At 43.3% G+C, this 16,731-nt stretch carries 17 protein-coding genes; 7 read left to right on the forward strand and 10 right to left on the reverse strand.

Going from position 1 to position 16,731, the window contains the following annotated elements:
* Positions 1-81 precede the first annotated feature (81 nt).
* A complete protein-coding gene (locus CW749_RS02145; protein ID WP_101110228.1) occupies positions 82-897 on the reverse strand; it encodes an arylamine N-acetyltransferase in 816 nt (271 codons plus the stop codon).
* Positions 898-1,258: 361 nt separating this feature from the next.
* On the opposite strand from CW749_RS02145, the gene CW749_RS02150 reads away from it, so the two are divergent.
* Positions 1,259-1,693 carry a DUF2000 domain-containing protein gene (locus tag CW749_RS02150; protein WP_101110230.1) on the forward strand — a complete coding sequence of 145 codons (435 nt, stop codon included), beginning with the start codon at positions 1,259-1,261 and terminating at the stop codon, positions 1,691-1,693.
* A gap of 3 nt (positions 1,694-1,696) precedes the next feature.
* On the opposite strand, the gene CW749_RS02155 is transcribed toward CW749_RS02150, so the two are convergent.
* A complete protein-coding gene (locus CW749_RS02155) occupies positions 1,697-2,134 on the reverse strand; it encodes a VOC family protein (RefSeq protein WP_101110232.1) in 438 nt (145 codons plus the stop codon).
* Between the two features lie 106 nt (positions 2,135-2,240).
* On the opposite strand from CW749_RS02155, the gene CW749_RS02160 reads away from it, so the two are divergent.
* Complete coding sequence (locus CW749_RS02160) at positions 2,241-3,149, forward strand: LysR substrate-binding domain-containing protein (RefSeq protein WP_101110234.1); 909 nt, start codon at positions 2,241-2,243, stop codon at positions 3,147-3,149.
* A gap of 93 nt (positions 3,150-3,242) precedes the next feature.
* On the opposite strand, the gene CW749_RS02165 is transcribed toward CW749_RS02160, so the two are convergent.
* Positions 3,243-4,820, reverse strand: coding sequence for a S8 family peptidase (locus CW749_RS02165; RefSeq protein WP_101110236.1), 1,578 nt, complete (start codon positions 4,818-4,820; stop codon positions 3,243-3,245).
* Positions 4,821-5,215: 395 nt separating this feature from the next.
* Here CW749_RS02165 and CW749_RS02170 point away from each other — a divergent pair, with 395 nt between their 5' ends.
* Positions 5,216-6,166 (forward strand): bile acid:sodium symporter family protein, encoded by a 951-nt coding sequence (locus CW749_RS02170; protein WP_101110239.1) that lies wholly within the window; start codon positions 5,216-5,218, stop codon positions 6,164-6,166.
* 66 nt (positions 6,167-6,232) lie between these two features.
* Here the strand turns inward: CW749_RS02170 and CW749_RS02175 are convergent, their stop codons facing one another.
* On the reverse strand, positions 6,233-7,657 hold the full coding sequence (locus CW749_RS02175) for a HAMP domain-containing sensor histidine kinase (protein WP_101110241.1): 1,425 nt from the start codon (positions 7,655-7,657) through the stop codon (positions 6,233-6,235).
* Entirely contained in the window at positions 7,635-8,315 is a 681-nt protein-coding gene (locus tag CW749_RS02180; RefSeq protein WP_101110597.1) for a response regulator transcription factor, read from the reverse strand. The genes CW749_RS02175 and CW749_RS02180 overlap by 23 nt, the downstream gene beginning before the upstream one ends.
* Before the next feature lie 160 nt (positions 8,316-8,475).
* Between CW749_RS02180 and CW749_RS02185 the strand changes: the two genes are divergently transcribed.
* Together CW749_RS02185 and CW749_RS02190 are read left to right on the forward strand one after the other, a co-directional pair.
* On the forward strand, positions 8,476-8,973 hold the full coding sequence (locus CW749_RS02185; protein WP_101110243.1) for a heme-binding protein: 498 nt from the start codon (positions 8,476-8,478) through the stop codon (positions 8,971-8,973).
* 325 nt (positions 8,974-9,298) lie between these two features.
* Positions 9,299-10,999: a S8 family peptidase gene (locus CW749_RS02190; RefSeq protein WP_101110245.1), complete on the forward strand. Its 1,701-nt coding sequence runs from the start codon at positions 9,299-9,301 to the stop codon at positions 10,997-10,999.
* 130 nt (positions 11,000-11,129) lie between these two features.
* Here CW749_RS02190 and CW749_RS02195 read toward each other — a convergent pair whose 3' ends face one another.
* From CW749_RS02195 to CW749_RS02205, 3 genes are all read right to left on the reverse strand, one after another.
* On the reverse strand, positions 11,130-11,561 hold the full coding sequence (locus CW749_RS02195; RefSeq protein WP_101110246.1) for a hypothetical protein: 432 nt from the start codon (positions 11,559-11,561) through the stop codon (positions 11,130-11,132).
* Positions 11,558-11,959: a hypothetical protein gene (locus CW749_RS02200; protein WP_101110247.1), complete on the reverse strand. Its 402-nt coding sequence runs from the start codon at positions 11,957-11,959 to the stop codon at positions 11,558-11,560. The genes CW749_RS02195 and CW749_RS02200 overlap by 4 nt, the downstream gene beginning before the upstream one ends.
* Before the next feature lie 365 nt (positions 11,960-12,324).
* Positions 12,325-12,924, reverse strand: coding sequence for a hypothetical protein (locus CW749_RS02205; protein ID WP_237322292.1), 600 nt, complete (start codon positions 12,922-12,924; stop codon positions 12,325-12,327).
* A 681-nt stretch (positions 12,925-13,605) separates the two neighbouring features.
* Here CW749_RS02205 and CW749_RS02210 point away from each other — a divergent pair.
* Positions 13,606-13,953 carry a hypothetical protein gene (locus tag CW749_RS02210; RefSeq protein WP_101110250.1) on the forward strand — a complete coding sequence of 116 codons (348 nt, stop codon included), beginning with the start codon at positions 13,606-13,608 and terminating at the stop codon, positions 13,951-13,953.
* A gap of 60 nt (positions 13,954-14,013) precedes the next feature.
* On the opposite strand, the gene CW749_RS02215 is transcribed toward CW749_RS02210, so the two are convergent.
* Positions 14,014-14,559 (reverse strand): AAA family ATPase, encoded by a 546-nt coding sequence (locus CW749_RS02215; RefSeq protein ID WP_101110252.1) that lies wholly within the window; start codon positions 14,557-14,559, stop codon positions 14,014-14,016.
* A gap of 122 nt (positions 14,560-14,681) precedes the next feature.
* Positions 14,682-15,248 carry an XRE family transcriptional regulator gene (locus CW749_RS02220; protein WP_101110253.1) on the reverse strand — a complete coding sequence of 189 codons (567 nt, stop codon included), beginning with the start codon at positions 15,246-15,248 and terminating at the stop codon, positions 14,682-14,684.
* Positions 15,249-15,336: 88 nt separating this feature from the next.
* On the opposite strand from CW749_RS02220, the gene CW749_RS02225 reads away from it, so the two are divergent.
* Entirely contained in the window at positions 15,337-16,527 is a 1,191-nt protein-coding gene (locus CW749_RS02225; RefSeq protein WP_101110255.1) for a benzoate/H(+) symporter BenE family transporter, read from the forward strand.
* The last annotated feature ends 204 nt before the right edge of the window (positions 16,528-16,731 follow it).

The raw sequence follows: 16,731 nt of genomic DNA on the forward strand, positions 1-16,731 counted from the left end.
TTTTCACGCTAACACTTTTTCACGCTTTTACTATTTCACGCTAATATTATTTCACGCTAAGAATTGGGCATTTCTATCCGCTCATTCTTCAATAGAAAAACTCTCAGGAAGCACCACATTAAAATGCTTCTTCAATAAATTGGCATGCTCTAGCGTATTGAGAACACGGTGTTCAGACTTTACTCCACTCTCTGTGGTGATCAATTTGCGGTCACTTAATGTTACTCGCCCATTTTGGGTCGCAATAGTACAGACGGACTTTTGAGTAAACGACGATTTTGGAGACGTTTGGTGATAGCTCGCCATTTCAGAAAAATCGGCTAACTTTCTTGGTGTTAGAGTAAAACAGTATTGTGGCTGCCATGTTTTATTGTCATCGCTACTCAACAGATACAACTCGCCCTGCTCTTCTTTCACTCGAAATTGGGCACCTTCTTCAGCATGAAAATCACCATTTAGTGGCACAGGGTAAAAAAAGCTGTCGCCAAAACCGACATCGGCGATGACTCGCTTCCCTTCAAGATCCACCAGCAACATTAGATGATCAAACTCCTGCCCATATCCCTTCTCCCCATCCTCCTTCTCTCCGTAAACTCTCGCGGAAAGAAGCTGTACTGAAAACCCCAGAGAGGAAAGCAGAAGGTAGAATCCGAAATTCAGTTCATAGCAAAAACCACCCCGTTCGTTTTCGATTAACTTGCGAAAAACCGCCTCTTTAGACAACTCAATTTTTCTACCGTATACAACGTCTAAGTTTTCAAACGAGACGTTATGTAGATGAGCATAGTGGAGCACGTTAAGCCATGAGCTTTTGTCTGAATACGCGCCAGCCTGCATCGACATAGGATCAATACCTAGCCTTCTTAAATATTGATTTTTTTGTGTTTCTGTCAGCATGTAAACTCTATTGTTGATTTCGAAAAACTATACCCAAGTGACCTCAAGATACAGGATTCAGAGCCGCATATTCTGGCTCAGTTCAAGGAAAAGGACGCAGTGGAATGACGAGTCCTTTCCAAGTTCTTTGACGATGAAATGAGACAGAATATGGGCTCCCAAGGGCGAGTTTAACTGGCTTTCATACTGCGTTACCGATTCTTGATTTAGAACCACTAGATCTTCAAATCGGTGTCTTGCCTGAAAGCCAGTTAATTCTCGCTGAACCGAGCACCTTTAGGTTACTTGGGTATAAACAAGAATATTCGATGTAAATAAAAATATACTGGATTAAAGAATCAGAGCATGAAAAGGGCAAACAATGAACAGCGAACTACCGGATGCACACCAAAAGCGCTTTGTGGCGGTGTTAAGCAAGAAAATCGACACAGGCAGAGCACTGAATGTCCTTGGGCACTTGAGTGTCGCTGTATCGAATTTGTTAGAAGAAGGGGAAGCGCAGTTTGTGGATTACATAGATAACAATGACAACGTTCACCCAAGCATTTCACATTACCCTTTCATTGTATTGAAAGCCGACAATTCAAATAAACTGCGAAAACTGAAAGAAGCGGCAATAGAGAACCAAGTCACTGTTGCTGATTTCACCGACACCATGATCGAAGGTGGTTCAACAGCCCAACAGCAACGAACGCGAGATACTCAAGAATCGGACTTGGAATACCTCGGTGTTTGCTTATTTGGCGATACTAAAACCATTCAGGCTATTACCAAGAAGTTCAGTTTGTATAAGTGATGCTCAGTCTGATGCAAACAGTTGGCTTTCAATGTCCTTAAATGCTTTGAATTCCAACGCATTGCCCGTTGGGTCATAGAAAAATAGGGTGGCTTGTTCGCCCGTCTGCCCTTTAAAGCGCACGTAAGGTTCAATCACAAACTCAACACGTTTCTCTTTTAGGCGTGTGGCTAATGCCTCCCAATCTGCCATTTCCAGTACAACACCGATATGCGGAACGGGCACGGCATGGCTGTCTACGGAATTGTGATGCAGGCGTATCTTTCCTTCTTCGCCGATTGATGGATCGAAGTGAATCACCAGTTGGTGACCATACAAATTAAAATCGACCCAACAATCGCTACTGCGACCTTCACTGCAATTCAATACATCGCGGTAAAACTGGCGGGATTCTTCTAAATGGCGAACTGGAATTGCAACATGAAATGGCGTTAACGTCATAGGACCTCCTTGTTGAAAAAGTACAGCAACTCTGCTGTTATATATGTTAGCTATTCATCTGTTCGTATAAAAACCATCTTTTCTGAGCAATTAAATAGAAAAACTAATGAACAAACCAAGACGACTCACCCCTTCACTTAACGGTCTTCGTGCTTTTGAAGCTTCTGCACGCCACCAAAGTTTTGCGAAAGCTGCCGATGAATTGTCTGTCACACCAGGGGCAATAAGCCAACAGGTCGCTGCACTTGAAGAAAAACTAGGGATGGCTCTTTTCAATCGTGTAAAACAACGCCTGCAGCTGACTTTAGCTGGCGAAAACTACCTTGTTGCGTTAAGAGAATCATTCGACAAAATCGAGTCAGCAACACTCGATCTTCTTACGTATGGAGGAAGCCGAGGAAAAATTAAGCTTGGGGTATTACCGACCATAGCGACATATTGGCTCATCCCTAAACTGCCTGATTTCTTCGACCTCTACCCTTCTATTGAACTTCAAATGGTGTCGCTCGAATTGAACTTTGTCACAGCAGACCGCTCACCAGACTTGGAAGGCGAACTCATTGATATTGGGTTGTTCTACGGTGATGGTTATTGGCAAAATCTAGAATCAGAAAAAGTTTTAGACGAAACAACGATTGCCGTCGCGAACCCAGATCTATTGAAAAGCTGTGACACACAAGATCCATTTCAAGTGTTACCACTGCTGCAACACTCGACAAGACCACACACTTGGAGCCATTGGGCACAAGCGACTCAAACACCTAGTCTCAATCCATCTGGCCCTTCTTTTGAGCATTTCTTTATGCTTAAGCAAGCGGCTATATCATCCTTAGGCATTGCTTTGTTACCAGAAATTGTGGTGCAGAAAGAGATTAACAATGGCGAATTGGTGCAAGTCAGTGATGCATCTATGATCACCAACAGTGCTTATTACTTGGTTTACAAAGCAGAGAAAAAGCATCTCCCAAGTGTGGAAGCATTCCGAAATTGGCTGTTAGCTAACAGTAAAAGTTAGTGTCTATTAAGAGGGAAAATAGAAAAGGATGGTTTAACGAGTAAACCATCCTTAAAAGGTAAAATTTAGTTATCTAAAAATTGCGTTAATCTTCTAATAACTCGCTTTCAAACTCACACCATTGGCTGGTCGGTACCCTCTCAGCATGATGAAGTAGCGACCGCTTTTCGTGCTAGTTACGGTGCAGGTTTCGCTGTTACCGTTACGGTATGGACGACAATCCCATGAACTGGTTGTTGGCTTGGAACCAAAACGCGTGTACAAGTCAGCATCGCCTGTTCCACCACTTATTGTTACGGATAAGCGTCGGCCAGCAGGAACATCAATGTAGTAATGCTCTTGTCCACCTTGAGTTAAACTGATGTTTGTTTCTGCCTTACCGTTTGTTAACTTGCCATCACCTGGGTTCGCACAATCGGGTTCACAATTGCTGCCACTCAGGCTATAAAGCAGCTTGTTCACTGTGCCTTTGGTGTCTTTAACCTTGCCTACAGTCGCGCGTTGAGTGATCAAGTCGGAAATCGCAGCAGGAGAAAGGTATCGGTTTGCTTGCAAGTAAAGCGCTGCGACACCAGCTACATGTGGTGTTGCCATAGATGTACCACTGATGGTTTTGTAGCTGCCGTCATACCAAGCCGATGTAATGCTAGAGCCCGGAGCGAAAACATCCACACAGCTACCCCAGTTTGAAAAACTTGAACGGCTATCGCTGCGAGTCGTTGAACCAACCGTTACACCACTCGCCACACGGGCCGGAGAAGAATTACACGCATTGGCATTGTCGTTACCCGCTGCCAGCATAAAGCTCACACCGGATTGCACAGCACTTGCTACTGCACGGTCCAATGCCGAGGAAATGCCGCCGCCTAAGCTCATGTTAGCCACAGAAGGGCCAGACGCGTTTGCCGCTACCCAATCAACACCGGCGATCACTCCTGAAGTAGAACCTGTACCAGTACAGCTCAGGACTCGAACACCGACAATATTCACGTTTTTCGCTACACCGTATTTTGCACCACCAATGGTGCCTGCAACGTGCGTACCATGACCATTACAGTCGGTAGAATTGGCGTCATTGTCTATAAAGTCGTAACCCGAAACAGAACGGCCACCGAATTCAGGGTGTGTATTGGTGACACCCGTATCGATAACGTACGCGGTAACCCCTGAACCGTCGTAGTTGTAACTGTAGTTGCTGTTCAATGGGAGGCTGCGCTGATCAATTCTGTCTAGCCCCCAAGTTGCACTCCCTTGGTTTGCATTGGCAGAGATAAGAGGATCAATAGAAATGATTCGGTCTTGCTCAATAAACTCGACTCGCTGATCGGCACGTAGCGAATCAAGCTGATCTTCTGATAACGTTGCGACAAAGCCACTGATTGAACGGTCGAACACTTTGTCGACCTCCACAGCCTGCTCCGTTACTAAGCTTGATACTGTTTGTTGAGTAAAAGTTTGGATTGATTCAGGGTTACTTGCCACTGAGAAAGGTTGTTTCAATACCACAATGTACTGATTTTTGACCCCTTGGCTTTCAGGTGCAGACACTAAAGGTGCCAGCGTTTGACCTTCTGAAGTAAACCCTTGTTCTTCATTATTTTGTGCGTAGCCTGACGTTGAGATCACCGCGAACGAAGCGGCGATACAGCAACCTAGTACTTTCTTTAACATACTGTTTTCCTGTGATTATTCTAAGTTGTGTGATGCATAAACACTTGTTATTACTAACAAGTTTGATAATTCGAATACCATGTGAGCATGGCTTCTTTTTTCACAATCAAAGCTATGCATCAATGAAACTAATTGCATTTATAAATCAGAGTAAACAGTCGAAAATTCGATTGCTTTACCTTAATTGGCGGTTCAATTTCGGTCAGTTTCTATTCAACTGAGACAGTCATCCAAAATAGGATTTTTATCGCCATCAATTGGAAATTACGTGCTAAGGCACCAGTGAAAATCGTTCATAACAACACTTCCCTCTGTTTTCTGGTCATGATCTATACACCACTGCAAATTTAGTGGATTATCGATCGTCCAAATGAACTAACACACATATATTCACTATGCTTAAAACAATCATTAATTGGTTTCCCTTATGGGCTATCTTGGGCTCAGTGGCGGCTTTTTCTGTACCTCATATTTTCGTTCCTCTAAAAAGCCAGATAGTTCCTCTACTCACCATCATCATGCTTTCCATGGGGCTAACGCTTAAACTAGAAGATTTCCGTCGTCTTTCTTCTAACGTAAAGGCTGTGGGGGTGGGTGTCTTTCTCCAGTTCTCGGTCATGCCTCTTACCGCATTCATCATCGCCTTAGCATTCAATATGAACGATTCTCTCACCATCGGCATGGTCTTGGTTGGCAGCGTGGCTGGAGGAACAGCATCGAATGTGATTTGCTACCTCGCAAAGGGAAATGTCGCGTTGTCTATCACCATGACGGCAGTATCTACTCTATTAGGCGTGTTAATGACACCGTTTCTTGTTGACCTATTTTTGGGTATTAAAGTCGATGTACCTGTCACTCAAATGGTATTCAGCCTCATTAAAATTGTGCTGGTGCCTGTCAGTATTGGTGTGTTGATCAATCATTTATTTCACAAGCCTATCGAACGAATTAGCCCAGTTTTACCTCTTATTTCTATGGCTGCCATTGTGTTAGCGATTGCGATTATCGTAGCGTTAAATCGAGATCAAATTGCCGATGTCGGTGCTTGGGTATTGATCGCCGTGGTGATTCACAACGGGGTAGGATTAGCCGCAGGATACAGCGCGTGCCGCTTATTAGGGTTTGACAGAACCACCTGTAAAACCGTTGCCATTGAAGTGGGTTTACAAAATTCTGGGCTCGCCACCGCGCTTGCCCTTAAGTTCTTCACACCACTTTCAGCGCTACCCGCAGGAATTTTCTCGATTTGGCACAACCTTTCTGGTTCCGTGCTGGCGTATTTCTGGTCGAAAGATAGTGCGCAATCTGATGGTGAAGAAAACTTGAAAGAGCAGGCATCGTCCTAGTTTTTAGAAACATCAGCCGTTAGCAAAACTTAGTGCTAGCGGCTGATGGACTTGCTGATAAATAAATTACACTTCCACCACTTCTAACACAATGTTAAAGCGGCTCCCTTTTCCCAGATCCGACTCCACTGAAATCAATCCATTTAGGCTATCAACCATGGCTTTGGTTAAAGACAGCCCAAGCCCGTAGCCGTGTGTTAAGTTTCGGCTTTCGTCGACTCGGAATAAACGTTTAAAGATCAACTCGTGGAATTCCGGCTCAATGCCAATACCCGTGTCTACGATAGAAATTTGGTATTGGTGTGCCGCATTGATCGCCGTAGAAAGGGTCACGGTTCCGCCTTCTGGCGTGTACTTCAAGGCATTATCCAACACGTTAACAATAATTTGCGTTAGCTTATTGGCATCGGCTTTCGCTAAATGGCTATCCGCTAATTCCAGATTCAACGTGATACCGTTTACCTCTGCGATGTCTTCATACCAACTTGCGACCGTTTTCACGATGGTATTGGGGTCGATGTTTTCCAACAGTGTTGGCTTTTTCCCTGTTAACTCGTCATTAAGCTTCATTAGTGCCGTGAGTAAGTTATTGGCTTGAGTTGAATTCTCGGCACAATCGCTAAGGGCTTGGGTAAGCGTAGTATTCGACTGTATAAGGTGCTCTGGTGTTGGGGAAAGGTTAGGGAGAGACAGCGCCTTTTCTGCGGTTAAGTGAATACGAGTCAGTGGCGTTCGTAAATCGTGTGCAATGGCGTCCAGCGTTCTATCGAGTGTCGTAATGCAGGTTGTCAGCTTGCTCAACATGTTATGAACACTGCTGTAAAGCAAAGCAAAACCCCCATTCACGTTCCCTACGTGGGTTGTAGCGATGTCACTTAAATTACCTTCATCTAAGCGTTGAATGTCTTCCGCTAGATGGGATAACGGGCGCAGTGTTTTGGTTAACAGCCGATGCACCAATAGAGCAGTGATCAATGCCAATAGCACCACAGAAAAACACGTGATCAGCCAGTTTTTTAACGCCGAAGCATAACGAGAATTCAAATCCACTATTAAGCGAAAGACCTGTTTTTTGCCCGTTAGTTGAATCGCGAGATGAGGCTGTGTGAGAAAATACGCAAAATTCTGAGAATCCCAATCCATCACCGACTTTTCTAGCCCGTACATAGGAAATTCATCACCCGCTAGATAATTCAGCGTACCTTTCTCGTCCGACAAATACACAGCAATATGGTTTTCATACAATCGCTGTTGATTAGATTCGATGACATGCACCAATTTTTCGTCCGATTCGTAGGTAAGAATGCGTTGGTACTCCGTCGATAAGCTGTGCAGGTATTTCTTTTCCTCTTGGTACGAGTCGAAGAAAAACACAATGCCGATCAACATTAAGATCACCACCAAGCCTCCAAATAGCAGAGTCATAAACTGGGTAAACAGCTGCTTTTTGGCTTGTTGCAGCGCCAACTCAATGTTCTGCTTTGAGGACATACCCTACCCCTCGAATGGTATGAATAAGCGACTGGTCAAAGCCTTTATCCAATTTAGCTCGCAAGCGGCAAACCAATACATCCACTACGTTGGTTTGAGGATCGAATTGATACCCCCAAACCGATTCCAAAATATTGGTTTTCGACAGCACCATTTCTGGATTCTGCAACAGCAAATACGCCAGCGCAAATTCTCGCTGGTTTAAGGCAATCGCTTTGCCACTGCGCTTTAAATCCCGCTTAAGAGGATCGAGCTCCACATCGCGGTATTTTAGAGTGTTGTTTTGGGTAGACGAGACCGACATTCGACGCAATAAGGTTTGGCAACGCACCAACAATTCGCTGAATGCAAACGGCTTAATTAAGTAATCATCTGCCCCTGCTTTTAGCCCTTGCACTCTCTCTTCCACTGAATGTTTGGCGCTTAATATGATCACAGGCATCGCGTGCCCTTCACCACGAAGCTCAGATAAAATCTGAAAGCCATCCTTCCCGGGGAGCATAATGTCGAGAATCAGAATATCGAACGGTTCACTTTTGGCAAGATGCGCACCATCTAGCCCATTAGCAGTGTGAGTAACGCTGTACCCTTCTTGCTCTAAACCTTGAATAACAAAATCAGCAATAAAGCTGTCGTCTTCAATGAGTAACACTCTCACTCTGGCTTCCTTTTTAATAACCTTCGGGGAAAATTCTAACAGCTTTTTTGCGGATAATTTGAACATTACAAGTTTGTAATCTTGGTGAAAGCATTCCGTAATTCCGCTTCTTATAGGATGGGTTCGTCAAACAAAAACCGCCAATAATGAGGAAGAAAAAATGAACATCAAACACACTGCTCTAGCTGCTGCACTTACGTTGACTGGATTGATGAGCACCAATGCTTTCGCCGCAGAAAATAAGACCGTGAACGTCGCTAACATTGCTTCACAAACCGCGTTTAAGTTAGCGATGGAATCGGTACACCAATGCCATTCACAAGGTTACCGTGTGAGCACCACAGTTGTGGATACCGCCGGACGAGTCGTGGCACAGCTTCGCGCTGACAACGCAGGCACTCACACACTAGAAAGCTCACGTAAGAAAGCGTTCACCGCTGTGAGCATGAAGCAACCAACAGCAAACCTAATGAAGACCATTTCAGAAAAACCGATTCTGCAACCATTGAAAGACATGGACGACAACTTATTGCTATTGGCGGGCGGTATTCCACTCAAAGTGAATAACCAAATCATCGGTGCAATCGGCGTGGGTGGTGCTCCGGGTGGTCACCTTGATGTTGCTTGTGCAGAAGCTGCGATTAAAAAAGTGCTCTAATACCCCGAGCCTAAAGGAATTGCTCTAACGAGCTGAGTTTAAAGAACAATATTGGGAGGCTTATGCCTCCCATTTAAGAAATGTATATCAAAGAATTTGGAAAGGACTCGTCATTCCACTGCACTCTTTTCCTTGAACTAAAACAGCATATGAAGCTCTGAATCCTGTATCTTGAGGTCTCTTGAGTATGGTACTTTTCATATGAAATACATTGCATTATGGAATCAGTTGCGCATTTCATAAACATGACGAATGATATTCAACTCTATCCATTTTATCTTCAGGTCGCTTTTTAAGCACATAATGATAAAAGGATGCAAACACAATGAATAAAGGATATAAACTTTCAGCGCTCGCGATAGCCGTTACCGCGTGCAGCAGCTTTTCTGCCTTTGCTAACGTTGGTGAAGACCCTATCAACTCCCCTTTCATAAAAAATGTGAAAGGCACCATCGTTGAAGATCACTCTTCTCACCCCGTTCAGCGCAATGAGCTTTCACGCAATATGTTCAGCGACCCAGCCGCCCACCGCGGCGATTGGTTCAATGCTTCGCCAAATTCTTCTGTGATTCAAGGTTCTGGCGTCGATTTCGTTTACGACCACCTTATGCCACCGCTTCAGCCTCAACCTATCATTGTTGCGGTACTGGATTCGGGTGTGGACGTTGAACACGAAGACTTGAAAAATAAGCTGTGGACTAACGAAGATGAAATCCCAGACAACGGCATCGACGACGATGGCAATGGCTACATCGATGATGTTCATGGCTGGAACTTCTTGGGGAACTCACTTGGCATCAACATGGATCACGACACCCTAGAAGTGACCCGTGAATACAAAAAGTACCTTCGCCTTAAAGAAGCAGGGTACTGGATCCCGCCGAAAAAACGCGCCTACTACGAAGGCGTGGAAGCCGATTACTTAGAGTCGGTAACCTACTACCAAAACGCATTAGATGAAGTTAACCAAGCCATTGTTCAAGCGAATCAGTACAAAGCCGATATTTTGGCTGTTGTCGAACACACCGATTTCACGAAAGAAGGGCTTCAAGTACTGCTGACGCATTCCGACCCAGCAGTGGTTGTTGCCGCGCAAGGTCTGCTGACTGTGTTTGAAAAGTGGCGCTCGTTTGACTACCTCGATTCGCGTTTAAGCCGCTATCAAGAATCCATTAACTACCACTACAACCTAGACTTTGATCCTCGCAGAGACATTGTGATGGACGACCCAAGAAACCCTTGGGAAAGAGGCTATGGTAACAACGACGTGAAAGGACCTGTCGGCAGACACGGTACACACGTCGCCGGTATTATTGCCGCAGAACGTGGAAATAATGTAGGTGTAGATGGCGTAGCAGATTACGCGCAGATCATGGCAGTACGCATGGTTCCAAATGGTGATGAGCGCGATAAAGACATCGCCAATGCGGTTCGTTATGCTGTCGATAACGGCGCGAAAATCATCAACATGAGCTTTGGTAAAAGCTACTCACCTCGCAAATACATTGTTGATAACGCCTTCCTCTACGCCGCCAGCAAAGGCGTATTGATTGTTCACTCTGCGGGTAACAGCCGTAACGACAACGACATCAAGCCAAGCTATCCAAACCGATTCGCTAAATACTACGCTTCTTACCCTATCCCTACGTGGATGGATGTAGGCGCTTCGTCGAAATTGGCAGATGAAACCTTGGTTACTTACTTCAGTAGCTTCGGGCAGAAATCCGTTGATGTTTTTGCACCGGGTCACCGAGTGTTATCGACCACGCCAGACAACACTTACGCCGCGTACAGTGGCACAAGTATGGCTGCGCCAGTTGTTTCTGGTGTCGCGGCACTCATTTGGTCTCGTTACCCTGATTTATCAGCAAAAGAGCTAAAAGAGTTGCTGAAGGATTACTCAACAACGTACCCAGAGCTGCTGGTTAAGAAACCTTCTTCACCAGAAACTCTGGTTCCATTTAGCAGCCTGTCTAGTTCAGGTGGTGTAGTGAGCGCAGAAGCTGTCTTCGCTGAGTTGGATTAGTCGATATAGCTCAATGCTGAAAAACCATTCTTTTATGGATTGAAGCATTATTCGTTAGAACGCCCGATGTGCTGCATCGGGCGTTTTTAAGGGCTAAAATACCCAGATTGCTATACTAGAGTACAGTTTTTCAGTCACTTGATGTTATCTCAACATTAATAGAACCATCATCATGACCTAAAGTGGGTGTCATCGTGCATTTAAAACTCCCACAATTGAGTGTAATTGGTTTAGCATCCTCATCTTGATCAGACCACTTCTCTGTGTTCGGATCATAGTACTTCCAGGTCATCCCCTTACCGATATGAACAACTTGAGTATGCTTAATGAGTTGTACAATAAACTTCACATCATTAAATTTATAGCCAAACTTAATTTTTACACCGTCATCAAAAACATTAGACAATATCTCACTTGATATAGAGGCCTCTGAAAGGGCGCCACTTTCAAGCTTTTCTGAAGGTTCTGTTTCTAAGTTACCTAATCCTACCCCTTCTACTTTGTAATCATCTAATTGACCAACTACATCCTGAAAAGATATAAAACTCACTTTCATACTCATAATGCTGCTAACGCCTCTTCAACTAATTCTTCACCCATCGCCTCTACAATGCTCTCAACATCATTAACAACATTCATTGGCACCTCGTTCATGTCCATCACGTCACAATCAACAAAGCAAGTGTTATAGGCTACTTGTAGATCTTTATCATGGAGCTTCATTTCAGTTGACATGAACATAAGAACATCATTTGGACTCGCTAAACTGTTTGAAAATCCTTGGATCACTCGTTGTTGTTCCGCGGTAGGGGGGGAGTCATTTTGAACTATGCACCAGTGAAGATTTTTAGCAGCGTCACCAATTTCAGGAACCATGTACCAGCCAGGTGGCCCGACATTCATACCCTCACCATCATTCGATTGACCTTCGCTAAACTGAATTACACTTAGAAGTGGCATAAAGCCTCCTAGACATTGACGTTAATATAAACTTCTTGTTTTTTTGTATCTCAAATTTATGCTAGGTGGGTTTTTGAATAATGCATAGATGACACAATCTTGCTTTTAACTTTTCGTTAACAACAAGAGAAAAGACAAGTAATAATGTAATTAACCTATTAGACATTTCATTATAACGTGTATATTGATCCAATTAGTTTCATAAAAAATCCCAATGCCATATATCAACACGACTTTATAAATATCAACCTTGAAGGAATGAGAATTTTAATAGTTTGATATTAGAGTACATAAAAAAAGCCAGTCAATTAGTTGACTGGCATTATTATTAAATTCCAATATCCTACCCAATCCCTAAAGATAAGCTACTCACTGCAAGAACCTAAAAATTCTTCTAGCTTCGTATTTGAAAAAGGGAGTTCACTTAAATATTTAGAATTTAAGATAGAAAGCGTTGCAACGATTTGTTCATCCGAGAAGCTATCAAAGTCAACGTTAGGGAAATCACCAAAGGATCCTTTTTTTATTTCGTTTCTGCACATTTCATCAATATTGATCATCTCTCTGACTCTATCTTTAGAATGTAACGCGCTAAAGCAAGCATTTGTTCCGTCTACCTTAATGGTTTTAACGTAGTTAAGTGATACTTCTGCACCTGCCACTGCGAGATCAATGTAGTGATCTTGCAATAACAAATGTGGGTTCCTCGTTAACGCTTTAGCAGATTTTTCGAAATTTAACCCCCAACCAAACTCCATTATACAGCGGTGCTCTTTTTTTAACTCCATGTATTTGTTCGTAGGGTTTAGTGAATTTTTAAGCTCATCCATTAGAGTCACGTAGTTACTAATATCCCTTTTTGGTTCTTCTTTTTCACCAATGGAAAAATATATTGCAGCAACAACTATTGCTAACACTATTATCGTTACGAGAGAATAAATAAGACGATCAAATATGGTTTTCAAAATAAATACTCACATTACATAAATGTTTAGGTGTTCATAGCGCTGGATGTTTTACGAACTCCGTTTCTCGCAGAAGAGTACGGAAAATTTTTCAGCGAACAATACCTTTTATCAATAAGTGAGATATTGAACTCTATACCCAAGTGACCTCAAGGTGCTAGGTTCAGCGAGAGTTAACTGGCTTTCAGGCAAGGCATCGATTTGAAGATCTAGTGGTTCTAAATCAAGAATCGATAACACAGTATGAAAGCCAGTTAAACTCGCCCTTGGGAGCCCATATTCTGCCCCACTTCATCGTCTAAGAACTTGGAAATGACTCGTCATTCCGCTGCGTTCTTTTCCTTGAATTGAAACAGAATATGAGGCTCTGAATCCTGTACCTTGAGGTCACTTGGGTATATACATATAAAAAGTTTCGATTTCCGCTTTCTTTTCAAGCTCATTTTTTGAAAAACCCACTAATTTATAGATGACTATACTTAAGCCTTGTTTTAAACGATTACCCCAGCAAAAAGCGGCCTTTATTCAAAATCTGACTTTTCCACTTCTACAGCCATAAGCTTTAAAGATGTAATTAATCAATAATCTGGCAACATGCGAGCGTTTTATGGGAAAGCTTGGGATTTAACATCAAGCATTTCCGCTTTGAATGCTTCGCTTGAGTAAAGGTAATTAGAAATTATGTATAAATTTGTTGTTGTTTCCCTTCTCTCTTGCATACCCACGATTAGTGCTGCGGGTAGTTGGACCAATGGCCAGCAAGAGGTTAAGGACATTATATGGAAATCCGGTCGGTCTGGTTTTTCTGTTGATGCCTCTCTCTTTCACGATCCTGAAAAATGCCAATGGACGTCTAAAGAAAACGTGCATCTGATTTCTCCAACGCTGGAAAACGAGATGCCCAATGCTGCCGACAAACTTTTTACCATGATGCTGGATGCGCAAACCAACGAGAAAAAGCTAACTGTATTTGTCGACGGTTGTGTAGACCAACAACCCAGAATTACAGGCTTAAAACTCAGTAAATAAGGCGTATTTAGCTCGCTGGGTCAGCCATATAGGAAGGGCATAAGTAGCTTGATTGCAGAATCACGCTTGATATCCATCTTTTAGTTTACCAATGATGAATTCTGCCCTTTCTAAAACAGAAACCTTAGGGACTTCAATTAACTCATAGCCAAACCTTGTATACGCGTTCACCATCGCATGATAGGTAGCCACTGCTTCAATAAAGTCCTGTTTTCTCTCGGTATCATTTGCATAGATTTCTTCCCAAGGAGGAAAAATGAAAACTTGACGGCAATAATTTAGTTCACGACATTTGGATAATAAAAGTTCTGAAATGGGTATTTGTTCAAGCGTACTGTATCCATACGAATCAATGATACTCCGGTCGTATAGTGTAATTTCAGCATCGTTATAGCACTCATAATTATTGATTTCTTCAAGAACCATTTCATCTCGGAATGCTGCCTTATCAAGCCAAGGCAACGCTGTACCTTGTGATTTCATTTGGGCTTGGATAACTTTTCGTCCAACTTCCGGCGCACTTTGGTAACCCAATTGGCATAAAAGCTCGATAACTGAGGTCTTTCCAGCCCCCGGGCCACCTGTAAAGACAACTCGATTGTTCAAATAACACTCCATAGACTACTGACATTTCATACGTGACAGTTATTAGATTTAATATGAGTAAATCAATTAATTTTCAAAAATACGATACATTGCGGACACTCCTAATGGCGTAATATTTGCCCCTACTGCTTACTCTCAGGGTAATGAATCACATTATGAAATACGGCATTTTCCTTTCCGATATTTTTGTAACCATGAATCTGGTTAGCATTGAAGCGAACGGCTTGTCCTGCCTTTAATGTATGCCATTCACCATCAAACAACACCGCTAGTTCACCGGAAATACATAAAATGTGTTCGGTAACACCAAGGTTATGTGGGGGAGATTCGTGCTGATAATTGGGGACAAGAGTCAGTTCGAATATCTCAAATCCGAGCGCGGGCTCGAAAGGAAACAATAAGCTAACGAAAAAGCCAACGTTGTATTCTTCACGCCTTAGTTCATTCGCATCCCTGAATAGGCTAGTAAGCTCACTGTTTGAACTGGTCGTGATAAAACTCGAAAATGACACCTCGAACCCTGACGCTATTTGCCATAGCTTTGCCACCGTAGGGCTTGATTCACCACGTTCTATTTGACCTAGCATTGCTTTACTGACACCCGTTTCTTTCGCGGCCTTGTCTAAGCTCCAACCTTTGTCACTACGGAGACGCTTTAAGTTATCACCAACATTTATTTCTTTTTGCATATTTTCTCTACAAATAGCTTGTGCGTTATAACGCACAAGTGCTAGATTGAACCTATGGACGTTATAACGCACATAGGAAAAAATTAACATGGCTAAGCTAAAAATTTCCCACGTTAGTACCGGCTTTATTGCCGTTTTCATTGGTTATGCGAGTGCCGCAGCGATTATTTTCCAAGCGGCGATGAGTGCAGGTGCTACTGACGCGCAAGTGGCTTCATGGTTCTGGGCGCTGGGTATTGGTATGGGGGTAACCACAATCTTGCTCTCGTTTTACTACAAAAAACCTGTCGTTACCGCTTGGTCGACACCCGGAGCAGCGTTGTTAATTACATCTCTTGAAGGGTTAACGATGAATCAGGCGGTGGCTGTGTTTTTGTTTAGTTCATTGCTAATTACGCTAGTTGGCTTAGCCGGAATATTTGAAAAGGTACTAAAACAGATCCCTACATCCATCGCCTCCGCTATGTTGGCGGGGATTTTATTACAGTTTGGCTTGGGTCTATTTACGTCTTTGATGGAAGAGATCCATATTGTTGCCGTTATGTTGGCGGTGTTTATTCTGGCCAAAGTTCGGCTCGGAAACTTGCTGATCCCAAGTATTTTTATCATCGCTTTAGTCATGTGTGTAGGTTTAGGCAAGCTCGATGTCAGTCAGGTGACGATAGGCTTAACCACGCCCGAATTCATTGCTCCAGAGTTTGAATTTTTCTCTTTATTCAGTGTTGGGATACCACTGTTTATCGTCACCATGGCCTCGCAGAATTTACCAGGATTTGCGGTATTGAAAGCGAATGGCTACCAAGTCGATTCCTCAAAAGTCATCACAGTGACAGGTGTGGCTGGCCTATTGTCGGCTCCGTTTGGTGGTTTTGCTTTTAATCTTGCGGCCATCACAGGCGCTATTTGTATGGGGGCTAATGCGGATGAAAACCCGAAGACACGTTATATGGCAGGGGTTTCGACGGGGGTGTTTTACCTATTAGCAGGCATTATGGGGATGTCATTTTTTTCCCTGTTTAGCGCCGTTCCTGAAGCAGTTGTTATTGCGGTTGCAGGTCTTGCAATAATGCCGACGCTAATGAACTGCTTAGCGGTGTCGATGGCAGATAATCAGTGCCGAGAGCCAGCACTATTTACATTTTTATTCACCGCTTCTGGTATCGACTTATTGGGCATTGGCAGTGCATTTTGGGGGCTATGTACCGGGCTGAGTTTCTACTGGTTTTACAACTATAAGGCTAGTGCGGGTCCAACAAATAGCCCTTCGTCGACTCAATAATTGCTGAAAGGGAAATAAAGGGGACACTCACCTAAGAAAACCACCATTGAGAAAGAGCTTTAATGGTTTGAAATTGGATTGGCATAGGAAGCTGATGCCTCCTTTTTTAACACGTTATTGGACATAAACTAGTTAGAGAAAGGAGCTTTCGAACAGGCTCATACATTAGGAAAAGTATGTTGAGTCTGACGCTTTCGCACCTGA

It is taken from the genome of Vibrio sp. vnigr-6D03, assembly GCF_002835515.1.
GTDB lineage: Bacteria > Pseudomonadota > Gammaproteobacteria > Enterobacterales > Vibrionaceae > Vibrio > Vibrio penaeicida.

Bases quoted from the DNA above. Each gene is read 5' to 3' on its own strand.
- CW749_RS02175 (WP_101110241.1), bottom strand. From the start codon at position 7,657: ATGTCCTCAAAGCAGAACATTGAGTTGGCGCTGCAACAAGCCAAAAAG.
- CW749_RS02225 (WP_101110255.1), top strand. From the start codon at position 15,337: ATGGCTAAGCTAAAAATTTCCCACGTTAGTACCGGCTTTATTGCCGTT.
- CW749_RS02165 (WP_101110236.1), bottom strand. From the start codon at position 4,820: ATGTTAAAGAAAGTACTAGGTTGCTGTATCGCCGCTTCGTTCGCGGTG.
- CW749_RS02155 (WP_101110232.1), bottom strand. From the start codon at position 2,134: ATGACGTTAACGCCATTTCATGTTGCAATTCCAGTTCGCCATTTAGAA.
- CW749_RS02185 (WP_101110243.1), top strand. From the start codon at position 8,476: ATGAACATCAAACACACTGCTCTAGCTGCTGCACTTACGTTGACTGGA.
- CW749_RS02150 (WP_101110230.1), top strand. From the start codon at position 1,259: ATGAACAGCGAACTACCGGATGCACACCAAAAGCGCTTTGTGGCGGTG.
- CW749_RS02220 (WP_101110253.1), bottom strand. From the start codon at position 15,248: ATGCAAAAAGAAATAAATGTTGGTGATAACTTAAAGCGTCTCCGTAGT.
- CW749_RS02160 (WP_101110234.1), top strand. From the start codon at position 2,241: ATGAACAAACCAAGACGACTCACCCCTTCACTTAACGGTCTTCGTGCT.
- CW749_RS02200 (WP_101110247.1), bottom strand. From the start codon at position 11,959: ATGCCACTTCTAAGTGTAATTCAGTTTAGCGAAGGTCAATCGAATGAT.
- CW749_RS02195 (WP_101110246.1), bottom strand. From the start codon at position 11,561: ATGAGTATGAAAGTGAGTTTTATATCTTTTCAGGATGTAGTTGGTCAA.
- CW749_RS02170 (WP_101110239.1), top strand. From the start codon at position 5,216: ATGCTTAAAACAATCATTAATTGGTTTCCCTTATGGGCTATCTTGGGC.
- CW749_RS02145 (WP_101110228.1), bottom strand. From the start codon at position 897: ATGCTGACAGAAACACAAAAAAATCAATATTTAAGAAGGCTAGGTATT.
- CW749_RS02190 (WP_101110245.1), top strand. From the start codon at position 9,299: ATGAATAAAGGATATAAACTTTCAGCGCTCGCGATAGCCGTTACCGCG.
- CW749_RS02210 (WP_101110250.1), top strand. From the start codon at position 13,606: ATGTATAAATTTGTTGTTGTTTCCCTTCTCTCTTGCATACCCACGATT.